This window comes from Methylobacterium tardum (assembly GCF_023546765.1).
GTDB lineage: Bacteria > Pseudomonadota > Alphaproteobacteria > Rhizobiales > Beijerinckiaceae > Methylobacterium > Methylobacterium tardum.
This window is the reverse complement of sequence record NZ_CP097484.1, coordinates 1,604,835-1,631,115: the sequence shown is the minus strand read 5'-3', so window position 1 is coordinate 1,631,115 and position 26,281 is coordinate 1,604,835. Positions and strand designations below refer to the sequence as shown.

Genomic DNA, 26,281 nt, shown 5'->3' with positions numbered 1-26,281 from the left:
CAGCGCTGGCCGTGCGGCTTCCGCATCTTGCGGTGCGCATCGCGATGAGGACCTTACGTGCGCGGACATTGATCGATGTCCGGGCAAGCGCGGGAGGGAAAAGGATGTCATCGGCCCTTTGCAAGTCCGCCCTCCCCCACCGCGCGGCTTTGACGGCCCGGGCCGCGTGGATCGTCGTCGCGCTTGCGTGTCTGGATGTGCAAACACCTGCCTTGGGAGACGACACGATCAGCATCGATCCCTCCGATCTGGCCCATACAGCAAAATTAACCTTCTCGGATGAGTTCGATACGCTCAGCCTCTGGGACGGCAGCGGCGGCACATGGGACACGACCTACTGGTGGTCTCAGGGCAAGAATGGCGTCACCCTCGCGTCGAACCATGAGCAGCAATGGTACATCGACTCCCGCTACGCGCCGACGGCTTCCGTGAGGCCCTGGTCCGTCTCGAACGGGATCTTGAGCCTGATCGCCGCCCCCGCCGATCCGAAGTTCCGCCCCCTGATCAACGGCTACGGCTACACCTCGGGCATGCTCACGACCTATCGCGCCTTCATGCAGCAGGGCGGCTACTTCGAGATGCGTGCGAAACTGCCCGCGGGTCAGGGCATCTGGCCGGCCTTCTGGATGCTGCCGGCCGATGGCTCCTGGCCGCCTGAGCTCGACGCGATGGAGATGCTGGGTCACGACCCTGCGACCATCTTCATGACCGTGCACTCGCAGGCCACAGGCACGCATACGCAGGCGCAAGGATCGGCCAAGGTTCCCGAAACCTCGGCAGCCTTTCACACCTACGGCGTGCTGTGGGAAGCCTCCAAGATAACGTGGTCCTTCGACGGCCAGCCCGTCTACACGACGACACCGCCGAGCGACCTCAACAAGCCGCTCTACATCCTGGTCAACCTGGCGATCGGCGGGGACTGGCCGGGGAGCCCGGACGCCACCACGCCGTTCCCGGCGGTCTACCAGATCGACTACGTCCGCGCCTACGCGCCGCTCTGCACGAGGACGCGCTAGGCGGCCTGCGCGCTCCGACCGAACATCCGCGACCAGACCCCGCCCGCGATGGCGGACTTGTCGAGGTCATGGATGTCCTGGCTGTAGCGGCCCGTGTAGAGCTTGACGATCATGCGGTCGCGGCACGCGCCGTCGAGCGTGTAGCTGAATTTCACGCAGACAGGCTTGCCCGCCTCCGACTGCACGACCTTCTCGACCTTGCAGCGCAGGTGCGGGAACGCGTCCATCTCGATCCACATATGCTCGCCGCTGCGCAGGTCCGGGGGCGTGGCGAACTCCGCGATGCCTCCCTCCAGCGAGAGGCTGACGATGCGTGCCTCACGGTACGTCTCGCTCACCCCGAGCACGAGCGCGCGCTCGTTGGTGGAGAACGACTCCACGAGGGGGCGCGGCTTCTCGAAGCAGATCAGCGATGCGATCATCAAGACCACGATGTTGACCACGGCCCAGTAGGCCGAGACCACTGAGAACTCGCCCTCACCGATGCGCGACCATTCGGGTACGATGTTGACGATGAGACCCAGCGACGTGACCGCGATCCAGAAGGCGATCGAGAAGAACGTGTAGGCGTCGAACGCGGATTCCTCGTTGCCCGAGCCCTTGGGCGTGACCTTGAACGGCACACCGAAGGGCTTGATCAGGCTGGAGAGCACGACGGGCAACATGCGGAAGGTCGCGAAGGTGCCGACGGCCGAGGAGATCAGGGGCAGGTAGCGCGTCGGCGTGAGCCAGCCCATCAGCAGGAAATAGCCGACCAGCACGGGAAGCTGGTAGCGCACGATGTCCGCCGTGCCGGTGAAGTAGAGCGGAGCCGCCCCGGTCCACAGGTAGATTGCGGGCACGATCAGGATGACGAAGCGGACGGTGTACTGCACCAACCAGGACAGGGGGATGAACATCACCCGCTGGAAGAGGTTGAGGCCGGGGCCGCGCAGCGGGCCGTTATGCAGGTAGATCGTCTGGATGCCGCCCCGGCACCAGCGCCCGCGCTGCACGAAGTAGCCCTTCAGGTTCTCGGCCGCGAGACCCATCGACAGCCGCTCATTGAGGTAACGGGTCTTGTAGCCCTTGTTGAGCATCGCGAGGGTGGTGAGCAGATCCTCGGTGATCGAATCGTGCGGGAAGCCGCCGATCGCGTCGATGGCGCTTCGCCGCGCGATCGAGCAGGAGCCGCAGCAGAAGCTCACGTCCCAGGCGTCGCGCGATGTGGCCATCTCATCGAAGAACAGCCGCTGCTCGTCGGGCCAGACCTTCTCGAGGCTGAGGTTCGACTGCACCGGGTCCTTGTTGAAGAAGTGCTGCGGCGTCTGCACGATGCCGATGGTCGGATCCTCGAAGAAGGGCAGCGTGCGGCGCAGGAAGTTGCGGTAGGGAACGAAATCCGCATCGAAGATCGCGACGAACTCACCCGACGAGACCGTCAGGCCGTTGTTCATGTTGCCCGCTTTGGCGTGGCTGTTGTCCGGGCGCGTGACGTGGATTGCGCCCTTCGACTCGCAATACTCCCGCAGCCAGTCGCGGCGCTTGTCGCCGAGGACATAGACGTTCAGCTTGTCCCGCGGGAAGTCGAGCGCGAGAGCCCCGACGATGGTCCGTTCCAGGACGTCCAGAGGCTCGTTGTAGGTCGGGATGAACACGTCGACGGTGGGCAGGCCGTCGGAGGGGCGGGCGAAGAAATCGCGCTCCAGGCGGTCGGCCTCGGCGTGCCGATCCACGTAGCGGCTCATCGCCACGAGGAAGAGCAGGATGTCGGCGAAGGCGCCGATCTCGACGCAGAACACGAACCACGTCCAGAAGAAGCCGAAGCTTCGGTCCGCCGGGTAGGGCAGCACGGTGTGGAAGAAGCGCCACCCGAGATAGCGCACGGCGACAAGCAGCACGAAGGTGCAGGTGATCGCGCGCGTCCACGTGCGGTCCCGAGGCCAGTTCAGGGTGAAGAGGAAGAAGAAGGCCGCGACGAACAGCGTCGGCCCGAGGTTTACGAGATGCTGAACCACAGGCCCTTCACCCAGTTCACGACGGGATCGAGCGCGGTTTGCAGGGACGATCCGGCACGCGCGAACCGGACCTGGACCGTGCGGCCGACCTGACAGAAATTGGCGTAGTCGGTCTGCATATCGCTCGGGTCGAGCGCGACCCGGATGCGCGCGTTCTTGCCCCGGCTCTGCGGCGGGATGGCTGCCAGCACCGTCTCCTCGACGGCGGCGGCCGACCCGCGCACCGACACGACCCGGCCTCCGATCACCTGGGACGTTCCGAGCAGCCGCACATCGGCTCTGTCGCCCGGCTTGATCTCATCGTAGTTCACCTCATCCACGAGGATGTCCACGAACAGGTCGCGGCAGTCGAGCAGGCGCATCAACTCGTTGCCGACCAGCACGTTCGAGCCCGCCACGACATTGTTGCGCCAGATCACCCCCTTGAAGGGAATCTGCACCGCGACGAAGGAGAGCCGGTCGTTGCGGGAGCGCTCCAAGGAGAGCTGGACGCTCAACTGCTGGGTGCGCGCCTTCTCGATCCGGATCTGCGCCTCGACGTTGGCAAGCTGGATCGTGACCTCGTCGGTGCGCTGCTGCGAGTAGGGCACGTCATTGCGGCCCTCGCCCACGAAGGTGCCGCGCTTGAGCGCGTCCAGCTGGCGCTGGAGCCGCTCCAGTTCGGCCTTGGCGATGTTCTGCTCGCTGCTGGCGCCGACCGAGGCGGCGCGGGCCTGCTCGACCGAACTGCCGGCCACCACGCCGGTCGCGCCCAGCGTCTGCTTGCGCGCGAGGTCCGCCTCGGCTGACGTCTTGTTCGCCTGCGCTGTTGCGATGCGCTGCTGACGGATGACGATCTCTTGCTGGATGCTCGTTATGCTCGCCTGCTGGTATTCCTTGAGGCGGCCCACGAGATCGGTTTTCAGCGCGGAGAGATCCTTCGCCTGCATCTCCAGAGCGCGCAGCTTTTCCTTCGCTGCGCCCAGGTCCGCATCAAGCTGTGCCTCCGCGGTCCGTGCGATGCGGTCGTTGTTGATGAAGAACACCGAGGTATCCTCGGGCAGCGCCGTGCCGACCTTCGGTGGCGTATCGGAGACGACGCCCTCGATGGGCGCCGAGACGACGGCGAAGCGGGCGTTCACTGTGCCGTCGAGGCTGGTGTAGCCCGTGAAGCTTGGTAGGACAGCAAGGATGGCAGCACTGAGGAGGAGCACGCCGACCAGCACGCGCATCCAGCGACTGTTCCAGGGCATTCGTAGCCTCAGCTCTGTATGATTGTTTGCAAAGCTGGTACCGATTCTATCCGCCTTGGGCACAACTATCTGACCGCAGTGAGGGTTCCACCTCGGGCTGGAATTGGTAATATTGACTAATCAATCGATATATCTCGCGATTACTTTGGTAAATAGACGGTTAATCTTGGATCCTGTCTGAAATCTTGTGCCTTCGAGCGGCAGGGCCCACGGCCAGGTCTGCTCAGCCAGGTCTGCTCAGCCAGATCTGCCTGGCCGCGTCGCTCCCGTGACGGCCGTCGCGCCGGCCGCGGGTCAATGCGCCGGTGAGCGGACGTGATGCGCGGTCCGGGTGAGCGGCAGAAGGCAGCCGATTGCGGAACCTTGCAGGGCCGCTTTCACCGTGTTGGCAAGCCGGAGACCTGCAACCGGAACGGATGGGAGGCGGACCTGCCGCTCAGCTCGCCAGGGGCCCTCATCCAGGCCCATGCGATGGCACAGGAGACGCGCGCGACGGCGGCGCGGTCGTTGCACGACAAGCGGTCATAACGGCTCGCGACGCACCGCCAGTTCATGAGGCGGCCAAACACAGGCGCACGATCCGGTTGCGCCGCCGGTCGCGGCTCGGCTGTGCTTGCAGGGTACCGTTCGGGTGGCCGTGGACGGGAGGGTGGTCAACCCGGTGGTTCTTCCGGCAATTCCTCAGGCGCTCGGGCGACACCAAGGCCCGCAACAGAGACAGTGCCATGTGATGTCGGCCCCGTTGTGGGTGTCAGGGCGAACGCAACCGGTCGGCCACGACCATCGGCCAAGCACTGAATGTTGCTCGTGACGCCGCCGCGCGAGCGCCCGATGGCTCGGCTCCAAGCTCCCTTTTTCCGCCTGCGGTCGAACGGTGGGCTTTCACGGGGAGCGCGTCGAGCATCGACGCGTCCGGGACGGGGCCTGCAACTGCGATCCTGGCAAACAGAGGCTACCACGCCGCGCTGAGACCACCTGTTGGAGTGGCTGTCGATCGTCGTGTGTGGGCCGTCGGCGGAGGGCGTGACCTGGCAGCGGCAGCCGACCTTCGGCACATGCAGGATGCCGGTGATCACCGGCCTATTATCGACCGGCGGTTTGCCCGGCTGCCCGTGCGGCTCGCGCCGCGCCCGAGGCTCCATCCGAGAGCCAGAACAGCCGTGCCATCGCGAACCTGCTGCGCGGGAAACGACAAACACGGGAAGAAGACGCGAGCCGCGGCAAGGAGGTGTCCGCGTCCCTACCGGGGCTCAGACCCTGATCGGATCGCACGTGCCCCGTCACCGAACATCGCCCGCGACGACGATCCGTGCAGATCGTCCTGCCGGGCACCGCTCAGGCCCGCGCACCCGAGACCAGGCGTCTCCGCGCATCCCGCGTCAGGCGGATCGCCGCCCCCGTGGCCGCTTTGGCGCGATCGCTCAGGACGGAGCAGCCGGGCCCGCGTGGCGTGACGCCGAGGCGCCGGAGATAGTGATTGGCCCGGTAGATGTCGGCGCGATACCAGGCCGGGAATTCAAAATTGAGGCTCAGGGAGATCGAGATATTGTTGTGGTTCTTGACCCAGTGGGCACCATGGGTCGGGATATGAACCGCATCGCCGGGATCGAGCTGAAAATGCTGCGCCTCGACATCGACCCTCGGCTTGTAGTGGCCCGCCGCGATGTCGCCCGCATAATAAATCTCAAGCTCTTCCTCGGTCGTGACGGTGCGATCATTCGGATCGCAGACCCACAGATCCTTGGATCCGGCGATCTGCACCAGGAAATTGACCTCGGCGTCGAAATGGAACGGCGTGACCCGATTGGGCGAGGTGATGAAGACCAGCATCTCGGGCTTGCGGAGCAGGTGAGCCCCCGAAGGTCCTGCCACGTCGCGTACGAAGGCGGCCCAGTCCGCGAGAACCGCAGCGTAGGCCGGGTTCAACTCGACATGCTTCATGACGATCCAGGCGCCTGCGCTCTCGATCCGCTCGATGACGTCGGTCACCGGTCGGTCCGGTACAGGGATCTTTCCCCATTTGTCGCCGATGCTGACGTCGCCCGCGTCGAAGTAGAGATCGCCCTTGCGCTTACTCACCTCACGCGCGAGGCGCATCAAGGCGTCGATCGTGAAGAGCGGATGTGCGGCCAACGGGTGGGTTGCCCGGAACGGCTCATGGTGAAGGGCCCGCCGACAGACCTCGGCAGGCTCGCGCGTCGCCCAGTGAACAGTGGCGGCCTCTCCCTTTTGCACCGTCGTCATCGGTATTCTCCTTCTCACGGGCTGATATTGTTGTACAAGTCGGTGCCGAGAAAATGATATTTATCAATACAATGGGCGCGCACCAGAAGGATCGGATCTTGTTTCGTCAGATCTCACACAAAAATCCGCTCACCGACTCTTCGAATGCGTGATACAGATGTGGTGTAATGTCAGTATTTGCTCACTTTCAAAAAAAGCCGTGTTACGCCGCGCGCTATTCGATGGTCGCGGAACGCCTGTGGATGATTGATCGCCGGCAAAACGCGACGTGACGCGTTCACATCAGCTTTGGACCGGCAGCGTGGACGTAGGGCGCCGTGTTTCTTACCGTTGCCCGATCCGTTATCGCAGGCGGCACGCTCGATCGCTTGGGGCCTCACATCTGTCGCACCGGCTCGAGCCGGTGACGACAGTGGGGCAAGCCAGATGCACTGTCAGAAAAGGTCTTGGCCGTTTGGCCGAGCAGGAGACACGTCAGTCTTCGGCGCGGATCTCCTGTCCGGACTGCGTCGCGGCGGAAGCTGGGTTATGTTCCAGCAGAAACCCGGAATAGAAAGGAACCGTATGATCGTGATCACCCGGAATTTGGAGGGCCAGCTCCGCGGCATGCCAAGTGTCTAGCAAGCGATAACCGGCGCCTTCAAGGTCCTTCAGGAGCGCCTGTCGGTTCCTGACCAGGCAGGCCACCCGAAAGGGCCCACTATCCTGCACCGCCGCGAACGATGGACCATTCGTTACCGGCGTCCGGTTGATGAGAATGTATCTTGGAAGGGTTTCCAGCGTCGCAAGCATGCCCGCGAGCGGCTGCTTCAGGTAGTGCAAGGCGCCTGAAATCAGGAGAAGATCCACACCGCTGGCTTCGCGCCACGTATCCGCGAATGAGAGCCGATCTGCGCCGCGCCGTTGCGCCAGCGCTCGCCCGCGAGCGACGTTCTCCGGGAGGTCGTGGACGGTCCAGATCAGATCTTTTTCTGGGAAAAACTCTGAGTAGCAATAATATAGATTGCCGACGTTGCCTCCCAGATCGAAGATCGATCGGATGTTGGGAAGCAGGCGCTGCAAGTGGAAGAGCGCAGCATAGTCACTGGGGCGCGCGCGCTTGTTCAGAGTGAGATGAAGGTCGGCATTTGCAGGGTTTTGGTGACCATGCTGCGCATAGGCTGAAACCGCAGCCTCGGCCTCCTCCAATGTCCGGTAAGATCTTTGATAGCCGAGAGCCATTCGATACAGGAAGCGGAATCCAGGTGCGACCCGCGTGAAGTTGATCACGCGCCGAGCCGGAGCCAGCCGACTCATCCAGTTCAGCGCGGCTCCGGTGAGCCGGACTTGGCGGACGCGCAGGGGGGCTTTATGGCTTCGACATTCATTGATGCTGGCTCCTGCGGATTTGATGTTGTCCATGACCTCATGAATCGTCAGAGCAGAGCCGACTGGCCGGCAAAGACCGATGACGTGAGTAATGTCTTTCCAAAATAGAGGATGCATTTGATTAAGTGTTGCCGTATATCGATATCGCGATGGGATCGATCCTCAGGGAAGCGATACGGAGTGAATTTGCCGGTCGTTCCCGAGCCAAGTTTCGTCCAGCTTGCAGAACACGCATGCACCTTCCGCCCGCGGGCCCCGGATCGAGCGAGGCATCCTCGCAGCGTCGCGACCAAGATGGTCCATTATACGCAACAGGATAGCTCTTCCCGCATCCCGGATGTGAGCCAATCAGCGTCGATGTTCGTCAGAACAAGAAAGTTAAAACTCTTTTACTGGTTTGCATGATACATTGCGGCTTTCGTGGATGTAATCGGGGATGTAGAAATTAGCGAAACTGATGGCGTCACTTTGAATTGCCTTATTGACATATTTTTTGCGGCGCACAAATAAGCAGTCGTACGAGCATCTAAATCCCGTCTTAGAAGCGTAAAACATCTCTCAAAATTTGAAACTTGAGCCGGATTCATTCTGTTTGCGCAGTTATCATGCGGAACGATGGCGTCAAGTTGATTAAAATCAAATGCCAATCGAATTATAACGTTAGGAGGGTCGCCCGTTGGGCTTTGGCCTCACATTATAGATCCGTAATCTCAAGGCCGAGAGCATGCAGTCTTCGATGGCCGCTGAAGGTGCGCTGCGCGTCGCCGAGGCTTCTCAGGACGGATTTACGGCAAGGCCCGGATCGGCGGCATGTGTGCTGCCTGAGCGGCTTCTCACGGCGCCGGATCTGCGGGGTTCGTCCTCCGCCGCGGTGCTGGCGTCGCTCTGCGCCGCGGCGAGCGCCGTCTTCCATCGCTACACCGGGGCATCGCGGGTGCGTCTCCGCATCTGCGGGAGCGACACGGAGCAAGGCGTCGAGCTGGAGACGGAGATCTCGGACGATCCGACCTGGAGCGCTTTCCGCGACGCGGTTCAGGCGCAAATCGAGGCCGCAAGACCTGTCTCGCGTGCTCGGCAAGGCATCCTGATCGAGCTGGCGGGCGATGGGTGGACGGCGGACAGCCTGAATCTCCGCGTGGAACGGGGAACGGCGGAGTACCGGGTCACGGCGTCCGGGGCGGCCGGAATCCTCGATGCGGAAGGTCTTGCGGGCTGGCTCGCTGCGCTGCGGTGGCTTCTGGAGGCCGCTTGCACCGCGCCCGACACGCCAGTCGCTCGCCTGCCTCTCTTGAGCCCCGAAGATCGCGACGCGCGGATCGCCAGCGGCATGGGCGCACGACGGCCGTATCCGCGCGACGCGACGGTTCCGGACCTGTTCGCGGCCCAGGTCCGGCTTCGTCCGGACGCGGCGGCGATCCGGGAGGGCACGCGCACGTGGACGTACCGTGAGCTCGATGCCGAGGCCGACGCCCTGGCACGGTGCCTGATCGGCCTGGGCGCGAAACCGGGCGCGCGCGTTGGCCTGCTCCTGAACCGGTCCGGGTCCGCCATCGTGGCCCATCTCGCCGCGCTCAAGGCCGGTGCCGCTTACGTCCCCCTCGATCCGGCTCACCCTGACGAACTTCTCGCGCTGCAGATCGCCGATAGCGACCCAGCCGTCGTCGTCTCGAGGCGCGGTCTCGCCGCGGGGCGGGCGCACGGGGGTTTATGGAACTGCCCGACGCTCTGGCTCGACGATCCCGCCCCCCTCCCCGCGTCGCGCGCGGCGCTCCCGGGACCGGGCGCGGCGGAGGATCTTGCCTACGTCATGTATACCTCGGGCACGACCGGACGCCCCAAGGGCGTGATGGTCCCGCATCGCGGTATCGCGCGACTCGTGATCAACACCGATTTCGCGGCGCTTGGTCCGGACGAGATCGTCCTTCAGCTCGCCCCGCTGGCCTTCGATGCGGCCACCCTCGAGATCTGGGGGGCCTTGCTCAACGGTGGCCAGCTCGTCGTCATGCCGGCGGGCCCGACCACCGTCGACGCCATCGCCCGCGCCGTCAGGGACCACGGCGTCACCACGCTCTGGCTCACGGCCGGACTCTTCCACCTGATGGCCGATGGCCCGCTCGGAGACCTCGCCTCCCTGCGTCAGCTGCTCGCCGGCGGGGACGTGCTGTCACCGCGCCACGTCAGACAGACCCTCGACGCACTTCCGCATTGTCGACTGATCAACGGCTACGGACCGACGGAGAACACGACCTTCACGTGTTGCTACACGGTACCGCGCGGGTTCCCGCCGGCCGAGACGGTCCCGATCGGCAGGCCGATCGCGAATACCTGCGCCCACATCCTCGACCACCGGCTCGAGCCGCTGCCGCGCGGCGCCGTCGGCCAACTCTGCGCCGGCGGAGACGGCTTGGCACGCGGCTATCTCGGCCGGCCGGATCTCACGGCCGAGCGCTTCGTGAGCGATCCGTTCTCCCGCGAACCCGGGGCGCGGCTCTACCTGACGGGCGATCTGGTCCGCGAGCGTCCCGACGGAACGCTCGCGTTCCTGGGGCGCGTCGACGGCCAGGTGAAGATCAACGGCCACAGAATCGAGCTCGAGGGCCTGGACGCCACCCTGCGCCGCCTGCCGGGCGTCCGGGACGCCGCCGCGGTCGTCCAGGCCGACACGGGCGGCGGCAAGAGCCTCGTCGCCTATGTGGTGCTGGAGTCGCCGGAAACCGCGCCCGAACGCCTGCGCACAGCGCTCGCGCAGCGTGTGCCGGCCGCGATGATCCCGAGTGCCGTCATCGCGTTGCCGACGCTGCCGCTCGGACCGAATGGCAAGGTCGACCGCCGCGCGCTCCAGCAGCCGGCGCGGACCCGCCCCAACCTCGGACGCCCCTATGTTCCGCCGCGGGGGCCGGACGAGGAACGCGTCGCCCGAGAGTGGCGCCGCGTACTCGGGATCGACGCCGTCGGTGTCGAGGACAACTTCTTCGATCTCGGCGGCACGTCCCTTCAGCTGATGGCGATCCACCAAGCGCTTCGCGGGGTTCTGGCGCCGGATCTCACCATCATCGACCTGTTCGCGCGACCGACCATCCGGTCGCTCGTCGCCTCCCCCGCGCGCCCGAATCCGAGGACGGCCCGAATGCGCGGGCGCGCGCGACCCGGCAGAGCGACGCTCTCCGTCGTTTCCGGCAACACGCGAGGTCATGACGATGGACGATTCAGGCATGCTGCTCGAGGGCATTGCCGTCATCGGCATGTCCGGCCGGTTTCCGGGTGCGCGGACTGTCGACCAGCTCTGGTCGAATCTGACAACCGGCGTCGACTCGATCACCCGGTTCGGCGAGGCGGACCTTGAGGACAGCTTCCCGCCCGAAACCCGCGCCCAGCCGAACTTCGTCCGGGCCCGTGCCATCATCGACGATGTCGATCAGTTCGATGCGGGCTTCTTCGGGATGTACCCGCGGGAGGCCCAGCTCACCGATCCGCAGCACCGTGTCTTCCTCGAATGCGCCTGGGAAGCCCTGGAGGACGGCGGCTACGACCCGGCCGCCTGTTCCGGCTCCATTGGCGTCTTCGCCGGGTGCAGCGTCCCGACCTACTTCCTCAACAACGTCTGCACCGAGCGAAGCGTCATCGACGACTTCACCAATCAATACCAAGTCGGCGGCTATCCAACGCTCGTCGGCGCCGCGCAGGATTTCCTCGCGACCAAGACGTCCTACAAGCTTGATCTGCGCGGTCCGAGCATCACGTCGCTGTCGGCGTGCTCGACCTCGCTCCTGTGCGTCACGCAGGCGTGCCAGAGCCTGCTGCTCTACCAGGCCGACATGGCGCTGGCCGGCGGCGTCTCGATCAGCCTGCCGCAGAAGCGCGGCTACCTGCATCAGGACGGCGGGATGGTGTCGGCGGACGGCACCTGCCGGCCCTTCGATGCCGAGGCGACCGGCACGGTGTTCGGCAGCGGCGCGGCCGTGGTCCTGCTCAAGCGGCTGGACGACGCCGTTCGGGACGGGGACTCGATCTACGCGGTGATCCGCGGCTTCGGCGTCAACAATGACGGCGCCACCAAGGTCGGGTACACGGCGCCGAGCGTCGACGGCCAGGCGGCCTGCATCATGGCCGCCCACGCCATGGCCGGCGTAGACGCGAACACCATCGGCTACGTCGAGTGCCACGGCACCGCCACACCGCTCGGCGATCCGATCGAACTGGCGGGTCTGGAGAAGGCCTTCCGCGCCTCGACCGGCGACCGGCAGTTCTGCGCCCTCGGCTCCGTCAAGGCCAATATCGGGCACCTCGACGTCGCGGCGGGAACCGCCGGGCTGATCAAGACCTGCCTGGCCCTCAAACACCGGCGCCTGCCGCCGATGGCGCATTTCCGGACGCCGAATCCGCGCTTCGACTTCGCGGCGAGCCCCTTCTTCGTGAACACCGCCCTCGGCGACTGGCCGGCGCGGGACGGCGTGCGGCGGGCCGGGGTCAGCGCGTTCGGCGTCGGGGGCACCAACGTCCATCTGGTGCTCGAGGAAGCGCCCGCTCAAGAGGTGGTCGAGGACGCGGCCGGTCCGCAGGTGTTGCTGGTCTCGGCCCGCAGCGCCGAAGCGCTCGCCGCGGCGCGGGGCCGTCTGGCCGATCGGCTCACGGCACCCGATGCGCCGACGCTCGCCGACACCGCCTTCACGCTGCAGGTCGGGCGCCGCGCCTTCCCCTACCGCACCGCCATCGTCGCCGACGACCGCGCGACGGCGATCCGCGCGTTGCGGGAGGCGCCGTCGCCCGGCGCGGCGTCGCCCGCCGACCCGGCCGACATCGCCTTCATGTTCCCCGGCCAGGGCTCGCAGCATCCCGGCATGGCGCGGGGTCTCTACGAGGGCGTGGCGAGCGTCCGCGCCGACATCGATCGCTGCGCCGCGTTCCTCGAACGCCACGAGGGCATCGATCTCCGCCGCGTCCTCTACGACATGCCGCCGGACGCGGCCGCGGAGGCCCTGCGCTCGACCGCGATGGCGCAGCCCGCGCTCTTCAGCGTCTCCTACGCCCTCGCCCGGCTCTGGCAGACCCTCGGGCTCGCGCCGCGCGCCACGATCGGACACAGCGTCGGCGAGTTCGTCAGCGCCCACCTCGCCGGCGTGCTGACCCTGGAGGACGCCCTGCGGGTCGTCGCGGCCCGCGGACGGCTGATGAACGACCTGCCCGGCGGTGCGATGCTCGCCGTCCGGCTGCCGGAGGCGGACACGGCGCCGCGCCTGCCCGACGGGGTCGCCGTCGCGGCGGTCAACGGGCCGGCCCTGTCGGTGGCGTCCGGCCCATACGAGGGGATCGCCGCGCTCGAAGCGGCCCTGGCCGCCGACGGCGTGATGGCGCGCCGCCTGCACACCTCGCACGCCTTCCATTCGCCGATGATGGAGCCGATGGTCGATCGGCTGCACGATCTCCTCCGAACGGTCGAGCTGCGGCCGCCCTGCGCGCCGTACATCTCCTGCGTCACCGGCACCTGGATCACCGCGGAGCTGGCGACGTCGGCCGAATACTGGGCGCGGCACGCGCGCGAGACCGTGCGCTTCCACGAAGGCGTCCTGACCCTGGTCGGCGAGACGCCCGCGATCCTGATCGAGGCCGGTGCCGGACAGGCGCTCACGACGCTCGCCATGCAGGCCTGCGTGCGGCGCCCGGACGTGACCGTCGTGCCGTCCCTGATGGCGGCCGGGGGCGACGGCGACGACCGCGCGGCGTTCCTCGGCGCGCTCGGGCGGGCCTGGGTCGCGGGCGCCAAGCCGGACTGGCGGAGGCTCCACGGGGACGGACCGCGGCGGGTCTCGCTGCCGACCTATCCGTTCGAGCGCCAGAGCCACTGGATCGAGGCCAGGCCCTGGTCCGGCGCCGCGACGGCCGGGACCCCGCTGACCGGGCCGGCTTCGCCGCCGGCCGCGGAAACGAAACCGATGCCGGTGTCGACCGAGAGGGAGGAGGAGCGGATGCAGGACGGGCGTGAAGCGAAGGTCCGAGAGGCGGTCGCCGCGATCTTCACCGACTTGTCGGGTGAGGATATCGCGCAAGCCCCGAAAAAGAGCTTCCTCGAACTCGGGTTCGACTCGCTGTTTCTCACCCAGGCGGCCAGCAAGATCCAGGCGCGCTTCGGCCTGAAGGTGGCGTTCCGCCAGCTGCTCGGCGACCTCTCGACCCTCGACGCGCTGACGCAGCACGTTCTCGCCGCGCTGCCGCCGACCGCCTTCCGAGACGCGGCGCCTGCAGTCCCGCAGCCGAGCCCCGCGCAAGTCCCGGCGCCCGCGGTGCCCGCGGCGCCCGCCGCGTCGGCGGAGGCCGCCGCGTCGCCGGTCGGCACGCCGGGTCTCGAAGGGCTGATGCGCGAACAGCTGCGCGTCATGAGCGAACTCGTCGCGCAGCAGCTCAAGGTGCTCAACGGTGCACCGCACGCCTCCGCGCCCGTGCAGGCCCTCGTCCCGGCCGTCCCGGCAATCGCGGACGCGCCCGCGAAGGCCGGCGGCGCTCCCCGGGCCGACAAGCCCGCCGAGGCGCCGAACCGGTTCGAGATCTTCAAAGGCGGCGGTCAGGCGCGCGGCGATCTCGCGCTGACGCCCGCGCAGCAGCGCCACATCGCCGATCTGGTGGCGCGCTACACCCGCAAGACCGCCGGCTCGAAAGCCTTCACCGAACGGCATCGCAAGGTGCTGGCCGATCCCCGCGCCGTGTCGGGGTTCCGCGCCGAGTGGAAGGAGATGATCTACCCGATCGTCACCGACCGTTCGGGCGGCTCGCGCCTGTGGGATATCGACGGCAACACGTATATCGACTTCCTCAACGGCTTCGGCCCGACCTTCCTCGGGCACAGGTCCGATCTCGTCGTCGAGGCGGTGCGCGCGCAGCTCGACAAGGGCTTCGAGATCGGCCCCCAGACCGCGCTCGCCGGCGAAGTGGCCGACCTCGTCTGCGAGCTGACCGGCAACGAGCGGGCGACCTTCTGCAACACGGGTTCGGAAGCCGTGATGGCGGCGATGCGGATCGCGCGCTGCGTCACCGGGCGCGACCGGATCGTGATGTTCTCCGGCTCCTACCACGGCCAGTTCGACGAGGTTCTGGTCAAGCGCGGCGGCCGTTCCGGCGCGGAGCGCGCGCTGCCGGCGGCGCCCGGGATCCCGAGCCCGAATGTCGGGTCCATGATGGTCCTCGAATACGCGGATCCCGCCGCGCTCGACTGGATCCGTGCCCACGGCGATGAGATCGCCGCGGTGATCGTGGAGCCGGTGCAGAGCCGGCATCCCGGCCTCTGCCCGACCGACTTCCTGCGATCGCTTCGCGCGCTGACCGAAGCCGCCGAGATCGCCCTCATCTTCGATGAGGTCGTCACCGGCTTCCGCATGCACCCGGGCGGGATGCAGACGGTGCTGGGCATCCGCGCCGACATGGCGACCTACGGCAAAGTGGTCGGCGGTGGCATGCCGATCGGCATCCTCGCCGGCAAGGCCCGCTTCATGGATGCGCTCGACGGCGGCGACTGGCGCTTCGGCGACGAGTCCGCCCCCGAGGTCGGCGTCACGTTCTTTGCCGGGACCTTCGTGCGCCACCCGCTGGCCCTGGCCTCCGCCCGCGCGGTGCTCCGTCACCTCAAGGCGGTCGGGCCTGCCCTCCAGGAGGAGCTCGGGCGGCGCGCGCGCGGCTTCGTCGGCCGTCTCAACACCCTGCTCGAGGAGCGCGGGATCGCGAGCCGCATCGAGACGTTCGGCAGCCTCTTCTACTTCTCCTTCGCGGCGGAGGACCGGCTCGCGAGCCTCCTCTACTACCACCTGCGGCTGCGCGACATTTACATCCAGGAAGGCTTCCCGTGCTTCCTGACGACGGCCCATTCCGACGCGGATCTCGACGCGTTCGTCACGGCCTTCCGCGAGTCGCTGGACGCCCTGCGGGCAGTCGGGATCCTGGCCAGCCGGGCGGCGGCCGACGCACCGGACTTCACGACGCCGGCAGAGCTCCCGGTGCCGGCCGCGGCGCGGGCCGAGATTCCCGCCTCGCTGGAGCAAGCCCCGCTCACCGAGCCTCAGCTGGAGGTCTGGCTCGCGGCCCAACTCGGCGACGCGACCTCATGCGCCTTCAACGAATCGGTCAGCGTCCGCCTGCGCGGTCCGCTCGACGCGGCCGCCTTCACGGAGGCCTTCGCCGAGGTGATGGCCCGGCACGACGCGCTGCGGTGCCGGTTCAGCCCGGTCGGCGACGCGCTGCTCGTCTCCGAGGTCGCCCCGTCTCTGGTGGCGTTGGACTTCTCGGGCCAGCCGCTCCAGGCCGCCAGCGAGGCCCTGCGCGGCCTCATCGAGGCCGAGGCGGCGTTGCCCTTCGACCTCGTGGCGGGATTGCCCTGCCGCGCAAGCCTCGTGCGTCTCGCGCCGGATGAGCACGTCCTCGTGCTGACGGCGCACCACATCGTCTGCGACGGCTGGTCGATCAACGTCATCGTGGAGGAGCTCGCCGCGCTCTACGCCGAGGCAATCGGCCGAGCCCCGGCGGAACTCGGCCCGGTTCTGCCGTTCAGCCGCTACGCCGCCGCGCAGGCCGAGGCGCGCGCCACGCCGGAACTCTCCGAGGCCACGCGCTACTGGTGCGAGGTCCTGCGCGACCTGCCGCCCGCCATGGAACTGCCCGGTGACCGGCCGCGCCCGGCGATAAGGACGTTCTCCGGTTCCATGACCTGCGGCCAGCTCGACGGGGCTCTGGTGAGCGCCCTCCGGTCGGTCGGAGCCGAACGGGGCTGCACGCTGTTCGCAACCCTCCTCGCGGGCTTCCAGACTCTGCTGGGCCGCCTCCTCGACGAGCGGGACGTCGTCGTCGCGGTGCCGTTCGCCGGTCAGTCCCTCGTCGAGGATCAGGTCCTCGTCGGCCACTGCGTCAATCTTCTGCCCCTTCGGGCCCGGTGGGACGCCGAGACCGCCTTCGCCACGCTGGTGGTGGAGGCGCGGCGCGCGCTGCTCGAGGCCCAAGATCAGCAGAACTGCACCCTCGGCACGATCGTGCGCGCCCTCGGCCTGCCCCGGGACGTGAACCGTCTGCCGCTGACGACGGTGCAGTTCAATCTCGAGCGCGTCGCGTCCGACCTCGCCTTCGAGGATCTGGGGGTCCAAGTCGAAGCCAACCCGAAGCGCTTCGTCAATTTCGACCTGTTCTTCAATCTCGTGGAGACCAGGGACGGCATCCGCATCGAGGTGGATTACAGCCGGGACCTCTTCGACGAGGAGACGGTCCAGCGCTGGATCGGTCACTACCGGACGCTCCTCGAAGCGGCCGTGGCGAACCCGGTCGAGCGTGTCGACACCTTGCCGATCCTGTCCACGCGCGAGCGGGCGGAGTTGCTGCGTGTCGCCGCGGGTCCGGTCCGCGCCGTTCCCGGCCTGTCCGTGCCGGCCCTGGTCGCGGCCGGGTCGCGGGATCCGGATCGCCCGGCCCTCGTCTACGACGGCACCACGCGCACCCACGGTGAGATCGACCGCCGGTCGAGCCAAGTCGCCCACCACCTCAGGCGCAGGCTGGACGGGCGACCGGGCGGCCGCATCGCGGTCTTGGTCGAGCGCTCGCCCGACATGCTCATCGCGCTCCTCGCGGTGATGAAGGCGGGCTACGCCTACGTGCCGCTCGACCCGAGCCATCCCGCGTCGCGCATCGGGCACATCCTCACCGATGCCGACGTGGCCGGTCTCCTCGTGGCGGGCGGCGCCTCCGAGCTCCCGCACGACCTCGCCTTGCCCGACGGTGCCGTCTTGATCGATCTGGCGGCCGATGCGCCGACGATCGACCAGGAGGACACGGCGGCTCCGCAGGTCGACCTCGACCCGGCCCAGCCGGCCTACGTGATCTACACATCCGGCTCGACCGGCCAGCCCAAGGGCGTCGAGATCTCCCACGGAGCGGTGGTCAATTTCCTGATCTCGATGCTGCGCGAGCCCGGCCTCGGTGCGGATGACGCTCTGCTCGCGGTGACCACGGTGTCCTTCGACATCGCCGTGCTCGAGCTGTTCGCGCCGCTCTGCGCCGGCGGTCGGGTGATCCTCGCCACGAGCCGGACCTTGTCCGACACCTTCGCGCTGCTGGACCTCGTACGCGCGAGCGGCGCCACCGTGATGCAGGCGACGCCGAGCCGCTGGCAGATGCTTGTGGAGGCGGGCTTCCAGTCCAGGCCCGGCTTCCGGATGTTCTGCGGCGGCGAGCCGCTGACCCGGAACCTGGCCGACGCCCTGCTGGCGGGTGGCGGCGAACTCTGGAACCTGTACGGGCCGACCGAGACCACCGTCTGGTCCTCGGTGGGCCGGGTGGAGGCCGGCGAGGCGCCGATCACGATCGGCGGCCCGGTCGACAACACGCAGCTGCACGTTCTGGACGGCGCCGGCGCGTTGCTGCCGGTGGGGGTCCGGGGCCAGCTCCATATCGGGGGGCCGGGCTCGCGCGCGGCTACCTCCATCGCGACGAGCTGACCGCCGAGAAGTTCATCGCCGATCCGTTCTCCGCGGCGGCCGGGGCGCGGCTCTACCGGACGGGCGACCTCGCCTGCCGGAAGGCCGACGGCAGCATCCGGCTCCTCGGTCGCGCGGACCATCAGGTGAAGCTGCGCGGCTTCCGGATCGAGCCCGAGGAGATCGAGGCGGTCCTGGCGCGGCATGCGGGACTGGGCGCCTGTGCCGTGGTGCTGCGCGAAGACGTCACGGGCGAGCCGCGGCTTGTCTGCTACTTCGCCGAGGCGAACCGGCCCGTCACGACGGCGGCGTTGCGCGAGGCCCTCGGCCGGCACCTGCCCGATTACATGATCCCGAGCCTGTTCGTGCCGCTAGCGGCGCTCCCGCTCTCGCCGGCCGGCAAGGTCGACCGCAAACGCCTCCCCGGGCTCGACGCGGTGCCCGCGGTGGACGCGGCGCCGCTCTCCACGGGCGGGCGGGCGCCCGGCACGCCGACCGAGCGGACGCTGACCGCGATCGTGACGGAGGTCCTCGGCATCGAGGCCATCGGGATCGACGACGACATGTTCGCCTTCGGCCTCGACTCGCTTCAGGTCTTCCGGATCGTGGCGCGCGCGCATCAGGCGGGCATTCGGACCACCGCGAAGGACCTGTTTCTCCATCGTTGCGTGTCGGCCATCGCCGCCGAGAGCGACGTGGCGCCGGTTCAGGTGCGCAGCAGGCCGACGCTCGTCGGCGTCGCCCGCGCGGCGCGCCGCGCGGGGGCGAACGGCGGTCACCTACGGTCCGAGGAACTCCTGTGAGCATCGGCTGGCCCAGGCGCTATCGCTGGCGCCGGTCGTTGCTGCTGGCGACCTTGGCGCTGCTCTTGGAAGGCACGCTGATCGGACGCGTCACCCGTGCGGGGGCTGAACCGGATCTCGCCGCGCACGTCGTGCGTGCGCGGCTCCCGAACGAGCAGCCCGGTCCGGCCCGCAGGCTCGGGATCCATGTCTGGCTGCCGTCCGGCCCGGTGACGGGCCCCTTGCCGCCGCTCGTCTATGCCCACGGCTGGGGCGGTCGCGCACGCGAGAACGCGGATCTTCTCCGCACCCTCGCCGATCAGGGCTTCGTCGTGATCGGCATCGACTTCCCTGCGCCGGGCTTCGCCGGCCTGGATTTCCGCTCGGAACTGGCCGGCCAGCGCACCCGCCTGCTCGCGGAGGGCGAGGTCCGCCTGCAAGCCGGCGACATCCAGGCTGCCCTGGACTGGCTGGCCGATACCGGACGCGCGCTGCTGCCCGGCGACCGCGCGGATCGCCTGGACCCGCATCTCGCGGGCGTGCTCGGCTATTCCTTCGGCGCCGCCGCGGCGGCGGAGGCGGCCAGCGCGGACCGGCGAATCCGCGCGGTTCTGAACCTCGATGGCTGGCTGTTCGGGAATCCGGCCGCCCCGGTCTTCTCCGCCCCCTACATGGTCATCACCGATTCCCTGGATCCGCCGTCGGCCGAGGCGCTCGCCGCGGACGATCCGGGCCGTCGTGCCCACGCGATCCAGGACGCGCAGGACAGCGACCGGCAGCTTCGGCAGCTGCGATCGGGCGGGTTCGCGATCGAGATCCCGCACGCCACCCACGGGAGCTTCTCGGGCGCGGGGGCGATCCCGAGATCCGGAGCGTGGTCTCGGCCTACGCGGCAGCCTTCTTCGCCCGGTCCCTGCGCGGCAGCGGCGCCGAAGTCTCGGAGGCGACGCACCCCTCGCCCCGGATCCGTTTCCGCGCATGGCCGCATTCCGCGGAGGACGCGACGCTGTTCGCGCGTCCGCTCGCGACCTCCGCCATCATGGCTTCATCCCGCAGGATCTCGCGATGACACAGCTGCAATCTGCGCAGCGCACCTGCTGCGAATTTCCCTGCACACCGGTGCAGGAACGCTTCTTCGTGGCCGAGCTCCTCGCGCCCGGCAACGCCGGCCTCAACATCGCGCTCCGCTGGTCGCTGGTCGGACCCGTGAGCGGAACCATCGTGGGTCTTGCGCTCCGTCAGCTCGTGGCCCGGCACGAGATCCTGCGCACAGCCTTCGTGGAAGGCGAGAACGGCCCTGTCCAGCGCGTCTATCCCACGGCGGATCTGCACGTGCCCGAACTCGACCTGCGGCTTCTGGGGACGGTGGAGCGGGAATTCGACCGGATCTCCGCGGAGGAAGCCCGGCGGCCCTTCGACCTGTCGCGTGCGCCCCTGATGCGCGCGCAGCTGCTCCGGTTCTCCGAGCAGGAAAGCTTCCTCCTGATCACGGCCCACCACATCGTCGCCGACGGCTGGTCGATGGGGATCCTCGCCCGTGAATTCGCCACGCTGTGCGACGGCCTCATCGGCGGGACGCCGGCAGCGCTGCCCGAGCTTCCGGTTCAGTACTCGGATTATGCCTTATGGCAGCAGGCCCTCTCCGATTTCGGCGAGGGGGCGGCCGCGGACGCTTACTGGCGCGCGCGCCTGGCGGGCTTCCGTCGCTTCGAGATTGCCACCGACTTCCCGCGACCGCCGGCCCTGACGCGCGACAGCGCCATCACGTCGATCCTGATGCGCCCCGCCCTGACCGCCGCGGCAGACCGCGTGGCGCGGGCCAGCGGCGCGACGTGGTTCACCACGATGCTGACGGGGCTGCTGCTCGTGCTGCGCGCCCGTGCGGGCAGGGACGACGTGATCGTCGGCACCCAGGTCGCAGGCCGTTACGAGGTCGAGCTCGAGAACGTCGTCGGACCCTTCATCAACACGCTGGCGCTGCGGACCGACTTCGCCGGCGTGCAGAACTTCGCGGAGGCGCTGGCGCGCGTCGCCGACACCCTGCAGGGCGCCCTCGAGAACGGCACCACGGCGCTCGAGACGATCATCGAGATCGTCAAGCCGGAACGGGACCCGAGCCGGCATCCGCTGTTCTCGATCAACGTCATACAGCAGCGGGCCTTCGACGAGGTCCGGTGCGAGAACCTCCTGCTGCGCGGCGTGCCCTCGCAGTCGGCCGGGGCCCTGTTCGACCTGAACTTCTTCTTCGCCGAGCGGACGGAGGGCTGGCGCTTCTCCTGCGAGTACAACACCGCCCTCTACCGGCCGGAGACCGTGGTCGCGATGCTGGAGGACACGCTGTCGCTCCTGACGGGGGTGCTCGGCGACCCCCGGCGGCCGATCCCACAGCTTGCCGCGCGGGCCGCCGCCGCGGAGGCCGTGGCGGCACCGTCTTCCGTCGCACGCCCGGTCGACCAGGCGGACGACGTCGTTCGGCGCCTGCTCCCCTTGTGGCGGGCGACCCTCGGCGCGGGCAGCGACGAGGCGGGCTTCCTCGACGCCGGAGGTCATTCCCTGAGCGCGTTCCGGCTCATCGCCCGCATCCAGCAGACCTTCGAGGTGCGGCTCGAGATCGATCGGTTCCTCGGCAACCCGACCGTGCGTGCGCTCGCCGACGTGATCCGGAAAGCCACGGCCCCGCGCGACGCGCTCGCCTCCGTGGTCGCCCTGCAGCCGCACGGCGCCGCGACCCCGATCATCGCCTTCGACAATCCCTTCCTGTTCCAGGACCTGGCGAAGCGGATCGGCGCCGACCGGCCCTTCCTCTGCGTCATGCCGGCCGCCCATATCAACGGCGATCCCGCGCTCTCGTTTGCCGCGGTGGCGGCCCATTACGTCGAGGGCATCCGCCGGGCCCAGCCTCAGGGTCCCTACATCCTTCTCGGCCACTGCTTCGGCAGTCATCTCGCCTACGAGGCGGCGCAGCAACTGGTCCGGGACCGCGCGGACGTCGCCTGCGTCATCGCGGTCGACGGCTGGGCGCCGGGCCACCTCGCCCGCCGCACCCGGCGCGAGGCCTTCCTGATCAACACGTCCTACCGCCTGATCCGCTGGCAAATGGCGCTCGCCAAGCTCCTGCGCGGGCAGCTGCCCCTGACACGGCTCCTCGAGAAGCTCCGGCTTCGGCTCGGCCGGCCCAACCCGTCGGCGGTCCCGGACGCGGAACTCGAGCGTGTCCTCTGGCTGAAGGACCGGCTGTCCCAGCACCCGATCGCACCCTACAGCGGGACCATCCTCGTGGTGCGCGCCCTCGGAGAGCCCACGGGACTGTTCTTGGACCCGACCCTCGGATGGCGCGAGCTCGCAACGGGGCGCCTCGAGATCCGGGATGCACCTGGAAACCACTTCACCATCTTCGAGGGCGAGTCGGTCCAACACGTCGCCGCGGCGGTGCGCCAGACACTCGCCCGGCTCGAGGACGCCGGCGCCCCAGAACCTGCGACCGCGTGAGGCGCAGACGATCATGGCCGGCCGCCGCGCGGAGCCTCTGCGCCGTGTATGTCGCTTCCCCGGGGAGCCGTGCCAAGGTCAGACGCTCATGAGACGGGCCTCGTAATGCGGCGGCGCGCAGGGTCACCGGCGCGCTCCGAGGCACCTCCGGACGCGTCGTCCACACGTCGAACTTCGTTGCCCCCGAGTCGACCTTCGATGGTCCGGTGGACGGGGCGCGCTCACCGCACGGCGGTTCCCGCGTGTGCCGTCGCGGAGGTCCGAACGATCGCGTTTTGGCCGCTCTGCGCGACAACGTCGATTCGCCCCTTGTCCGGCGAATCTAGCCCGCGGCCGCTGCGGAGACCCAGCGATCATGCTCTCTGATTCGGGCAGGGAAGACGGTGTGACCTGCCATGCTGGCGCTGGGCAGGGCCGCTGCACGACGGAGTCCGTCGACAGCCCGGCTTGGAATACGCGCTCACGTGCCAAGGCGTGGCGTTCAGGAAACGCGCTGGATCGATCCGGTCCCGCAGCCGAACCCGACTTGATGGGCAGAGGACATTCTGTCGAAAGAAGAACTGTTTCATCCGCAAGTTCATGTTTCGGTAAAATACATATGGGATCGGAGATTTTTTCTCAGAAAAGAGAAGGTTTCTGAAGTGTATGGTGTGTATACCATTGTTTTAGCTTACTGGCGCGAAGAATTAAGCACATCGAGCAATTTTGGACTTAATCTAAAGTGGAAAATCGGGTCAATCCAGCTTGACCTTTGGCCAAAACTTGACTTTTGTCAATCGGCTTCGTCGACGAATCGACATAATCACGTTTAGGACGAAGCGATAATCCCGAAGCGGATCCGAACTCGATCTCGCGATGACGTGCTTCATGGGGCGGATCGTGAATGGCGCTGCCATTACTGGCCCCCCAGCTCAGCTCAAACAATCCCGAAGCTTGGTCATTCGATCTGCAGGAGAGCACATGTCGGCGACATTGGCTGCGGTTCTGCCCCCATCCTCGGGCCGTCAGCGCTTCGCACCGCTCTCGGCCTTCAACACGTTGGGTTATGCCGGACCGTTCACGCTGCGTGACACGGCCCAGGTCGAGACCTTGCGCCGCTTCATCGAAGGTCATCGAGACCCCGGTATCCTCGGCCGTATCCTGTCCAAGGCACGGTTGATCGGCGATCGCCGCCTTCAACAGGTCGACGGCCACCTGGCATTTCGCCCGCTCTACGACTTCGCCGTGCAGCCTCAGCTGCTCGGCGACGTCGAGGCCATCCTCGGTCCCGATATCCTCCTCTGGAAAGGCCGGATCATCGTTCGGCAGCCCGGCAGTTCGGGGCAGGATTGGCACGTGGACTTCGACAACAAGATGGTCGGTGGCGTCCACATCACCTTTGCGATCGCGCCGATGACGAGCGACAACGGGGCGCTGCAGCTGATCCCGGGGACGCATCGCTACGAGGTCTCGCTGCACGAGAGTCAGCGCAACGGCGCCTGCGATCTGCGCGACGCCGCGAGCATGCTCGCGCTCGCCGACGCGACGCATCCCGAGAACGCGCCGCACGAACTCGTCACGATGGAGCTCGAGCCGGGAGAATACTTCCTGACGAAGGGCGGCCTCTGGCACGGCGTGCCGCCGAACCACACCGTCTCGCCCCGTCCCGCCGTGCTGTCGCGCTACATGGCGCCGGACGTCGAGAGCCACATCTGGAGCCACGATGACTCGGCGCCCGTCGTCATGAGCAAGCGGAGTCTGCCCTGCATCCTTGTGCGGGGCGAGGACAGCTTCCGGCTCAATCGCCTGCATGCGCCGCCGCGGCCGGTGGCGGGGATGGACCCGAACCATCGAAACGCGGCGCGGCGGGCTGTCTAGACCCGTCGGGATACAGCCCGGCCATTGGAGCGCCAGAGCGGGCACGTCCGCAGCAGCCGGCTGTCGGTTCTTGATGGGCGCGCCCAAGCATCGTCAATCGCGGCTGAAAACCAGAGGCCGTGAGAACTGGCGGGATGATTGGCTCCCGTCTCATCCGGCCGTGCATCTGCTCGGTGATCGACCGATCCGACAGAACATGTCCGGGTTTCGGGCGATCGGATGATGGCCGCAGCACTTGTCTGTGCGCATGTTCCGCACTCATCCAGGCTTGAAGAGCCGCGTGCTCCAGCCCAGGTGGAGCGATCTCTTCGTTCAGCCCCCTCGGTTCTACGGCGCGCATGTCCGGCCGCCCACGCGGTTAGGCCCGCCGCTTCGGCCACCGGTTTGATCGAGAGCGATGCCGTGTCGCCGGCAGCGTGCACAGGCTCTTGGCGCGCCACGAACTAAGCTGCCGCCACACGGCGAGGGCCGCGCCCCGTCAGCAGAGCAGCGCGGATCAGGGCCGGGAGGCATCAGCGGCATTGGGGGGCACACCCCTGAGCACGCGGACGAACGTTCTGCCGCCGCATCGCAGTCACGGCGATCTGCGGGTTCCGGGCGCGTCATGGCGGGCATTCAGAGCGTTTCCCGTTGGGTCTGGTGCGGGATCGCGGCGGTCACCGCGCGGTGACGCCGATTCGCCGGATGGCTTCGAGACAGGGGCGATGCAGGGCCCAGCCGTCCGTGAGCGGCCCGGCCCGCTTGGCGGCGATGCCGTTCCGAGATGGATTCGGATCGAATAACGGGGTGCCGCTTCGACAGAAGCTGCGTGATGGCGCCCCGGGGCGATCGCTCAAGGGCACAGATCGAGAACGATGGTCTCGGCCCGCTTCTGATTTGATTGGCCTATCGCGTCCAACAGAATCTTACGTATATGAGCGCGAACCTTGCTGATGCTTGCGGAATCGCGGGCGTCATCATCTCTTGTCTTGAAAAGGATTGTCATGTCAGCACCTAAAAGCTATTGACAAACCTTAATCCTGCATCATCTTGCCGAAAGGCTTCTGCAGAGTAGGTGACCTTGTATCTTGGTGCAGGTTCGCGGGCCTTGATAAAAGTCGCCTTCTGCACGTGCGATGGTCGGGGGCAGGGATGTTCAGGCGTTTCTACTTCGACGTCGATAATGGACGGGAAACGGTTCGCGACGACGAGGGCGTCGAGGCTGAGGACCTGGAGCAAGCGTTGTCCGATGCGCGAGCCGTCATCGGCGAAATAGCCGATGAACTGCAGGCTCTCGATGTGGATAGTCTGTGGACGCTCGTCGTGCGCGACGAAACAGGATTGACGGTCGCGCATCTGCCACTCGGACTGTTCTCTCGTTCACAGCGGAAGTAATTCTCTCGCCGAGACGATGACCGGACCGTTCAGGGCGGAGGTCATCCACCGACGCGGACCATGGCGCTCGTTCGAGGCGGTCGCGTTCGCCACCTTCGAGGGGGTGGACGGGTTCAACGCGTCGACGGCTCGGACCGGTCGGCCGCGTGCCTCCCGCCGAAGCGGACGCGCGCTCCGATACCCGAGCCAAAGCCTCAGCCTTGGCCAGCTGAGCGAGCGTCGGCAGCGGCGCGACGGGTGTTCGCCAGACGTCTCGGTAAGGTCTTGTTAACCATACGGGCCCAGACGGATCTCACCAGCCAAGCGCTGGCCTTCCACGCCCACGCGATCCTCCGCTCAACACGCGTGGGCGTGGAAGCAAACCGGCTTGACGGCCTTGGCCGGCTCTGGCCCGAGCCGGACAGGGAGCTGACAAAGCGGCGGATCGCGGTGCAGGGCGTGCAAGGCACGCGCTGGGTGTCCGCCAGCCAGCGCGCGATCTCC

General features: G+C 67.5%; 13 protein-coding genes and 2 pseudogenes. 9 read left to right on the top strand and 6 right to left on the bottom strand.

Annotated elements, in window-relative coordinates; genetic code table 11:
* Positions 1-104 precede the first annotated feature (104 nt).
* Positions 105-1,016, top strand: coding sequence for a glycoside hydrolase family 16 protein (locus tag M6G65_RS07685; protein ID WP_238196365.1), 912 nt, complete (start codon positions 105-107; stop codon positions 1,014-1,016).
* On the opposite strand, the gene M6G65_RS07680 is transcribed toward M6G65_RS07685, so the two are convergent.
* From M6G65_RS07680 to M6G65_RS07660, 5 genes and pseudogenes are all read right to left on the bottom strand, one after another.
* On the bottom strand, positions 1,013-3,013 hold the full coding sequence (locus tag M6G65_RS07680; protein WP_250103785.1) for a glycosyltransferase family 2 protein: 2,001 nt from the start codon (positions 3,011-3,013) through the stop codon (positions 1,013-1,015). The two genes, M6G65_RS07685 and M6G65_RS07680, sit on opposite strands and share 4 nt — an antisense overlap.
* Positions 2,995-4,245: an HlyD family secretion protein gene (locus tag M6G65_RS07675; RefSeq protein WP_308445195.1), complete on the bottom strand. Its 1,251-nt coding sequence runs from the start codon at positions 4,243-4,245 to the stop codon at positions 2,995-2,997. The genes M6G65_RS07680 and M6G65_RS07675 overlap by 19 nt, the downstream gene beginning before the upstream one ends.
* Positions 4,246-4,709: 464 nt before the next feature.
* Positions 4,710-5,412, bottom strand: a pseudogene (locus M6G65_RS07670) (IS5 family transposase); the annotation flags it as partial.
* A gap of 168 nt (positions 5,413-5,580) precedes the next feature.
* Complete coding sequence (locus M6G65_RS07665; RefSeq protein WP_250103784.1) at positions 5,581-6,489, bottom strand: cupin-like domain-containing protein; 909 nt, start codon at positions 6,487-6,489, stop codon at positions 5,581-5,583.
* Between the two features lie 474 nt (positions 6,490-6,963).
* On the bottom strand, positions 6,964-7,890 hold the full coding sequence (locus M6G65_RS07660; protein ID WP_250103783.1) for a methyltransferase, TIGR04325 family: 927 nt from the start codon (positions 7,888-7,890) through the stop codon (positions 6,964-6,966).
* A gap of 691 nt (positions 7,891-8,581) precedes the next feature.
* On the opposite strand from M6G65_RS07660, the gene M6G65_RS07655 reads away from it, so the two are divergent.
* The 3 genes from M6G65_RS07655 (at position 8,582) to M6G65_RS07645 (ending at position 19,099) form a co-directional block, all read left to right on the top strand.
* Positions 8,582-11,200 carry a non-ribosomal peptide synthetase gene (locus M6G65_RS07655; RefSeq protein ID WP_250103782.1) on the top strand — a complete coding sequence of 873 codons (2,619 nt, stop codon included), beginning with the start codon at positions 8,582-8,584 and terminating at the stop codon, positions 11,198-11,200.
* A complete protein-coding gene (locus tag M6G65_RS07650; RefSeq protein WP_250104223.1) occupies positions 11,100-18,317 on the top strand; it encodes a type I polyketide synthase in 7,218 nt (2,405 codons plus the stop codon). The genes M6G65_RS07655 and M6G65_RS07650 overlap by 101 nt, the downstream gene beginning before the upstream one ends.
* Before the next feature lie 125 nt (positions 18,318-18,442).
* Complete coding sequence (locus tag M6G65_RS07645) at positions 18,443-19,099, top strand: phosphopantetheine-binding protein (RefSeq protein WP_250103781.1); 657 nt, start codon at positions 18,443-18,445, stop codon at positions 19,097-19,099.
* On the opposite strand, the gene M6G65_RS07640 is transcribed toward M6G65_RS07645, so the two are convergent.
* Positions 19,072-19,824: a hypothetical protein gene (locus tag M6G65_RS07640; RefSeq protein WP_250103780.1), complete on the bottom strand. Its 753-nt coding sequence runs from the start codon at positions 19,822-19,824 to the stop codon at positions 19,072-19,074. The genes M6G65_RS07645 and M6G65_RS07640 overlap by 28 nt on opposite strands.
* 128 nt (positions 19,825-19,952) lie before the next feature.
* On the opposite strand from M6G65_RS07640, the gene M6G65_RS07635 reads away from it, so the two are divergent.
* From M6G65_RS07635 to M6G65_RS07615, 5 genes and pseudogenes are all read left to right on the top strand, one after another.
* Positions 19,953-20,147, top strand: a complete 195-nt coding sequence (locus M6G65_RS07635; protein WP_250103779.1) for a hypothetical protein — start codon at positions 19,953-19,955, stop codon at positions 20,145-20,147.
* A complete protein-coding gene (locus M6G65_RS07630) occupies positions 20,144-22,567 on the top strand; it encodes a condensation domain-containing protein (RefSeq protein WP_250103778.1) in 2,424 nt (807 codons plus the stop codon). Before M6G65_RS07635 ends, M6G65_RS07630 begins: the two co-directional genes overlap by 4 nt.
* An 867-nt stretch (positions 22,568-23,434) precedes the next feature.
* Positions 23,435-24,424 carry a phytanoyl-CoA dioxygenase family protein gene (locus M6G65_RS07625; RefSeq protein ID WP_250103777.1) on the top strand — a complete coding sequence of 330 codons (990 nt, stop codon included), beginning with the start codon at positions 23,435-23,437 and terminating at the stop codon, positions 24,422-24,424.
* Between the two features lie 1,131 nt (positions 24,425-25,555).
* On the top strand, positions 25,556-25,798 hold the full coding sequence (locus tag M6G65_RS33945) for a DUF6894 family protein (RefSeq protein ID WP_373323751.1): 243 nt from the start codon (positions 25,556-25,558) through the stop codon (positions 25,796-25,798).
* Positions 25,776-26,010 (top strand): annotated as a pseudogene (locus tag M6G65_RS07615) (IS3 family transposase); the annotation flags it as partial. The gene M6G65_RS33945 and the pseudogene M6G65_RS07615, both read left to right, overlap by 23 nt.
* Between the last annotated feature and the right edge of the window lie 271 nt (positions 26,011-26,281).

Coding starts and splice junctions, on each gene's coding strand:
- M6G65_RS07685 (WP_238196365.1), top strand. CDS start 105: ATGTCATCGGCCCTTTGCAAGTCCGCCCTCCCCCACCGCGCGGCTTTG.
- M6G65_RS07675 (WP_308445195.1), bottom strand. CDS start 4,245: ATGCCCTGGAACAGTCGCTGGATGCGCGTGCTGGTCGGCGTGCTCCTC.
- M6G65_RS07665 (WP_250103784.1), bottom strand. CDS start 6,489: ATGACGACGGTGCAAAAGGGAGAGGCCGCCACTGTTCACTGGGCGACG.
- M6G65_RS07660 (WP_250103783.1), bottom strand. CDS start 7,890: ATGGACAACATCAAATCCGCAGGAGCCAGCATCAATGAATGTCGAAGC.
- M6G65_RS07655 (WP_250103782.1), top strand. CDS start 8,582: ATGCAGTCTTCGATGGCCGCTGAAGGTGCGCTGCGCGTCGCCGAGGCT.
- M6G65_RS07650 (WP_250104223.1), top strand. CDS start 11,100: ATGTCCGGCCGGTTTCCGGGTGCGCGGACTGTCGACCAGCTCTGGTCG.
- M6G65_RS07630 (WP_250103778.1), top strand. CDS start 20,144: ATGACACAGCTGCAATCTGCGCAGCGCACCTGCTGCGAATTTCCCTGC.
- M6G65_RS07625 (WP_250103777.1), top strand. CDS start 23,435: ATGGGGCGGATCGTGAATGGCGCTGCCATTACTGGCCCCCCAGCTCAG.
- M6G65_RS33945 (WP_373323751.1), top strand. CDS start 25,556: ATGTTCAGGCGTTTCTACTTCGACGTCGATAATGGACGGGAAACGGTT.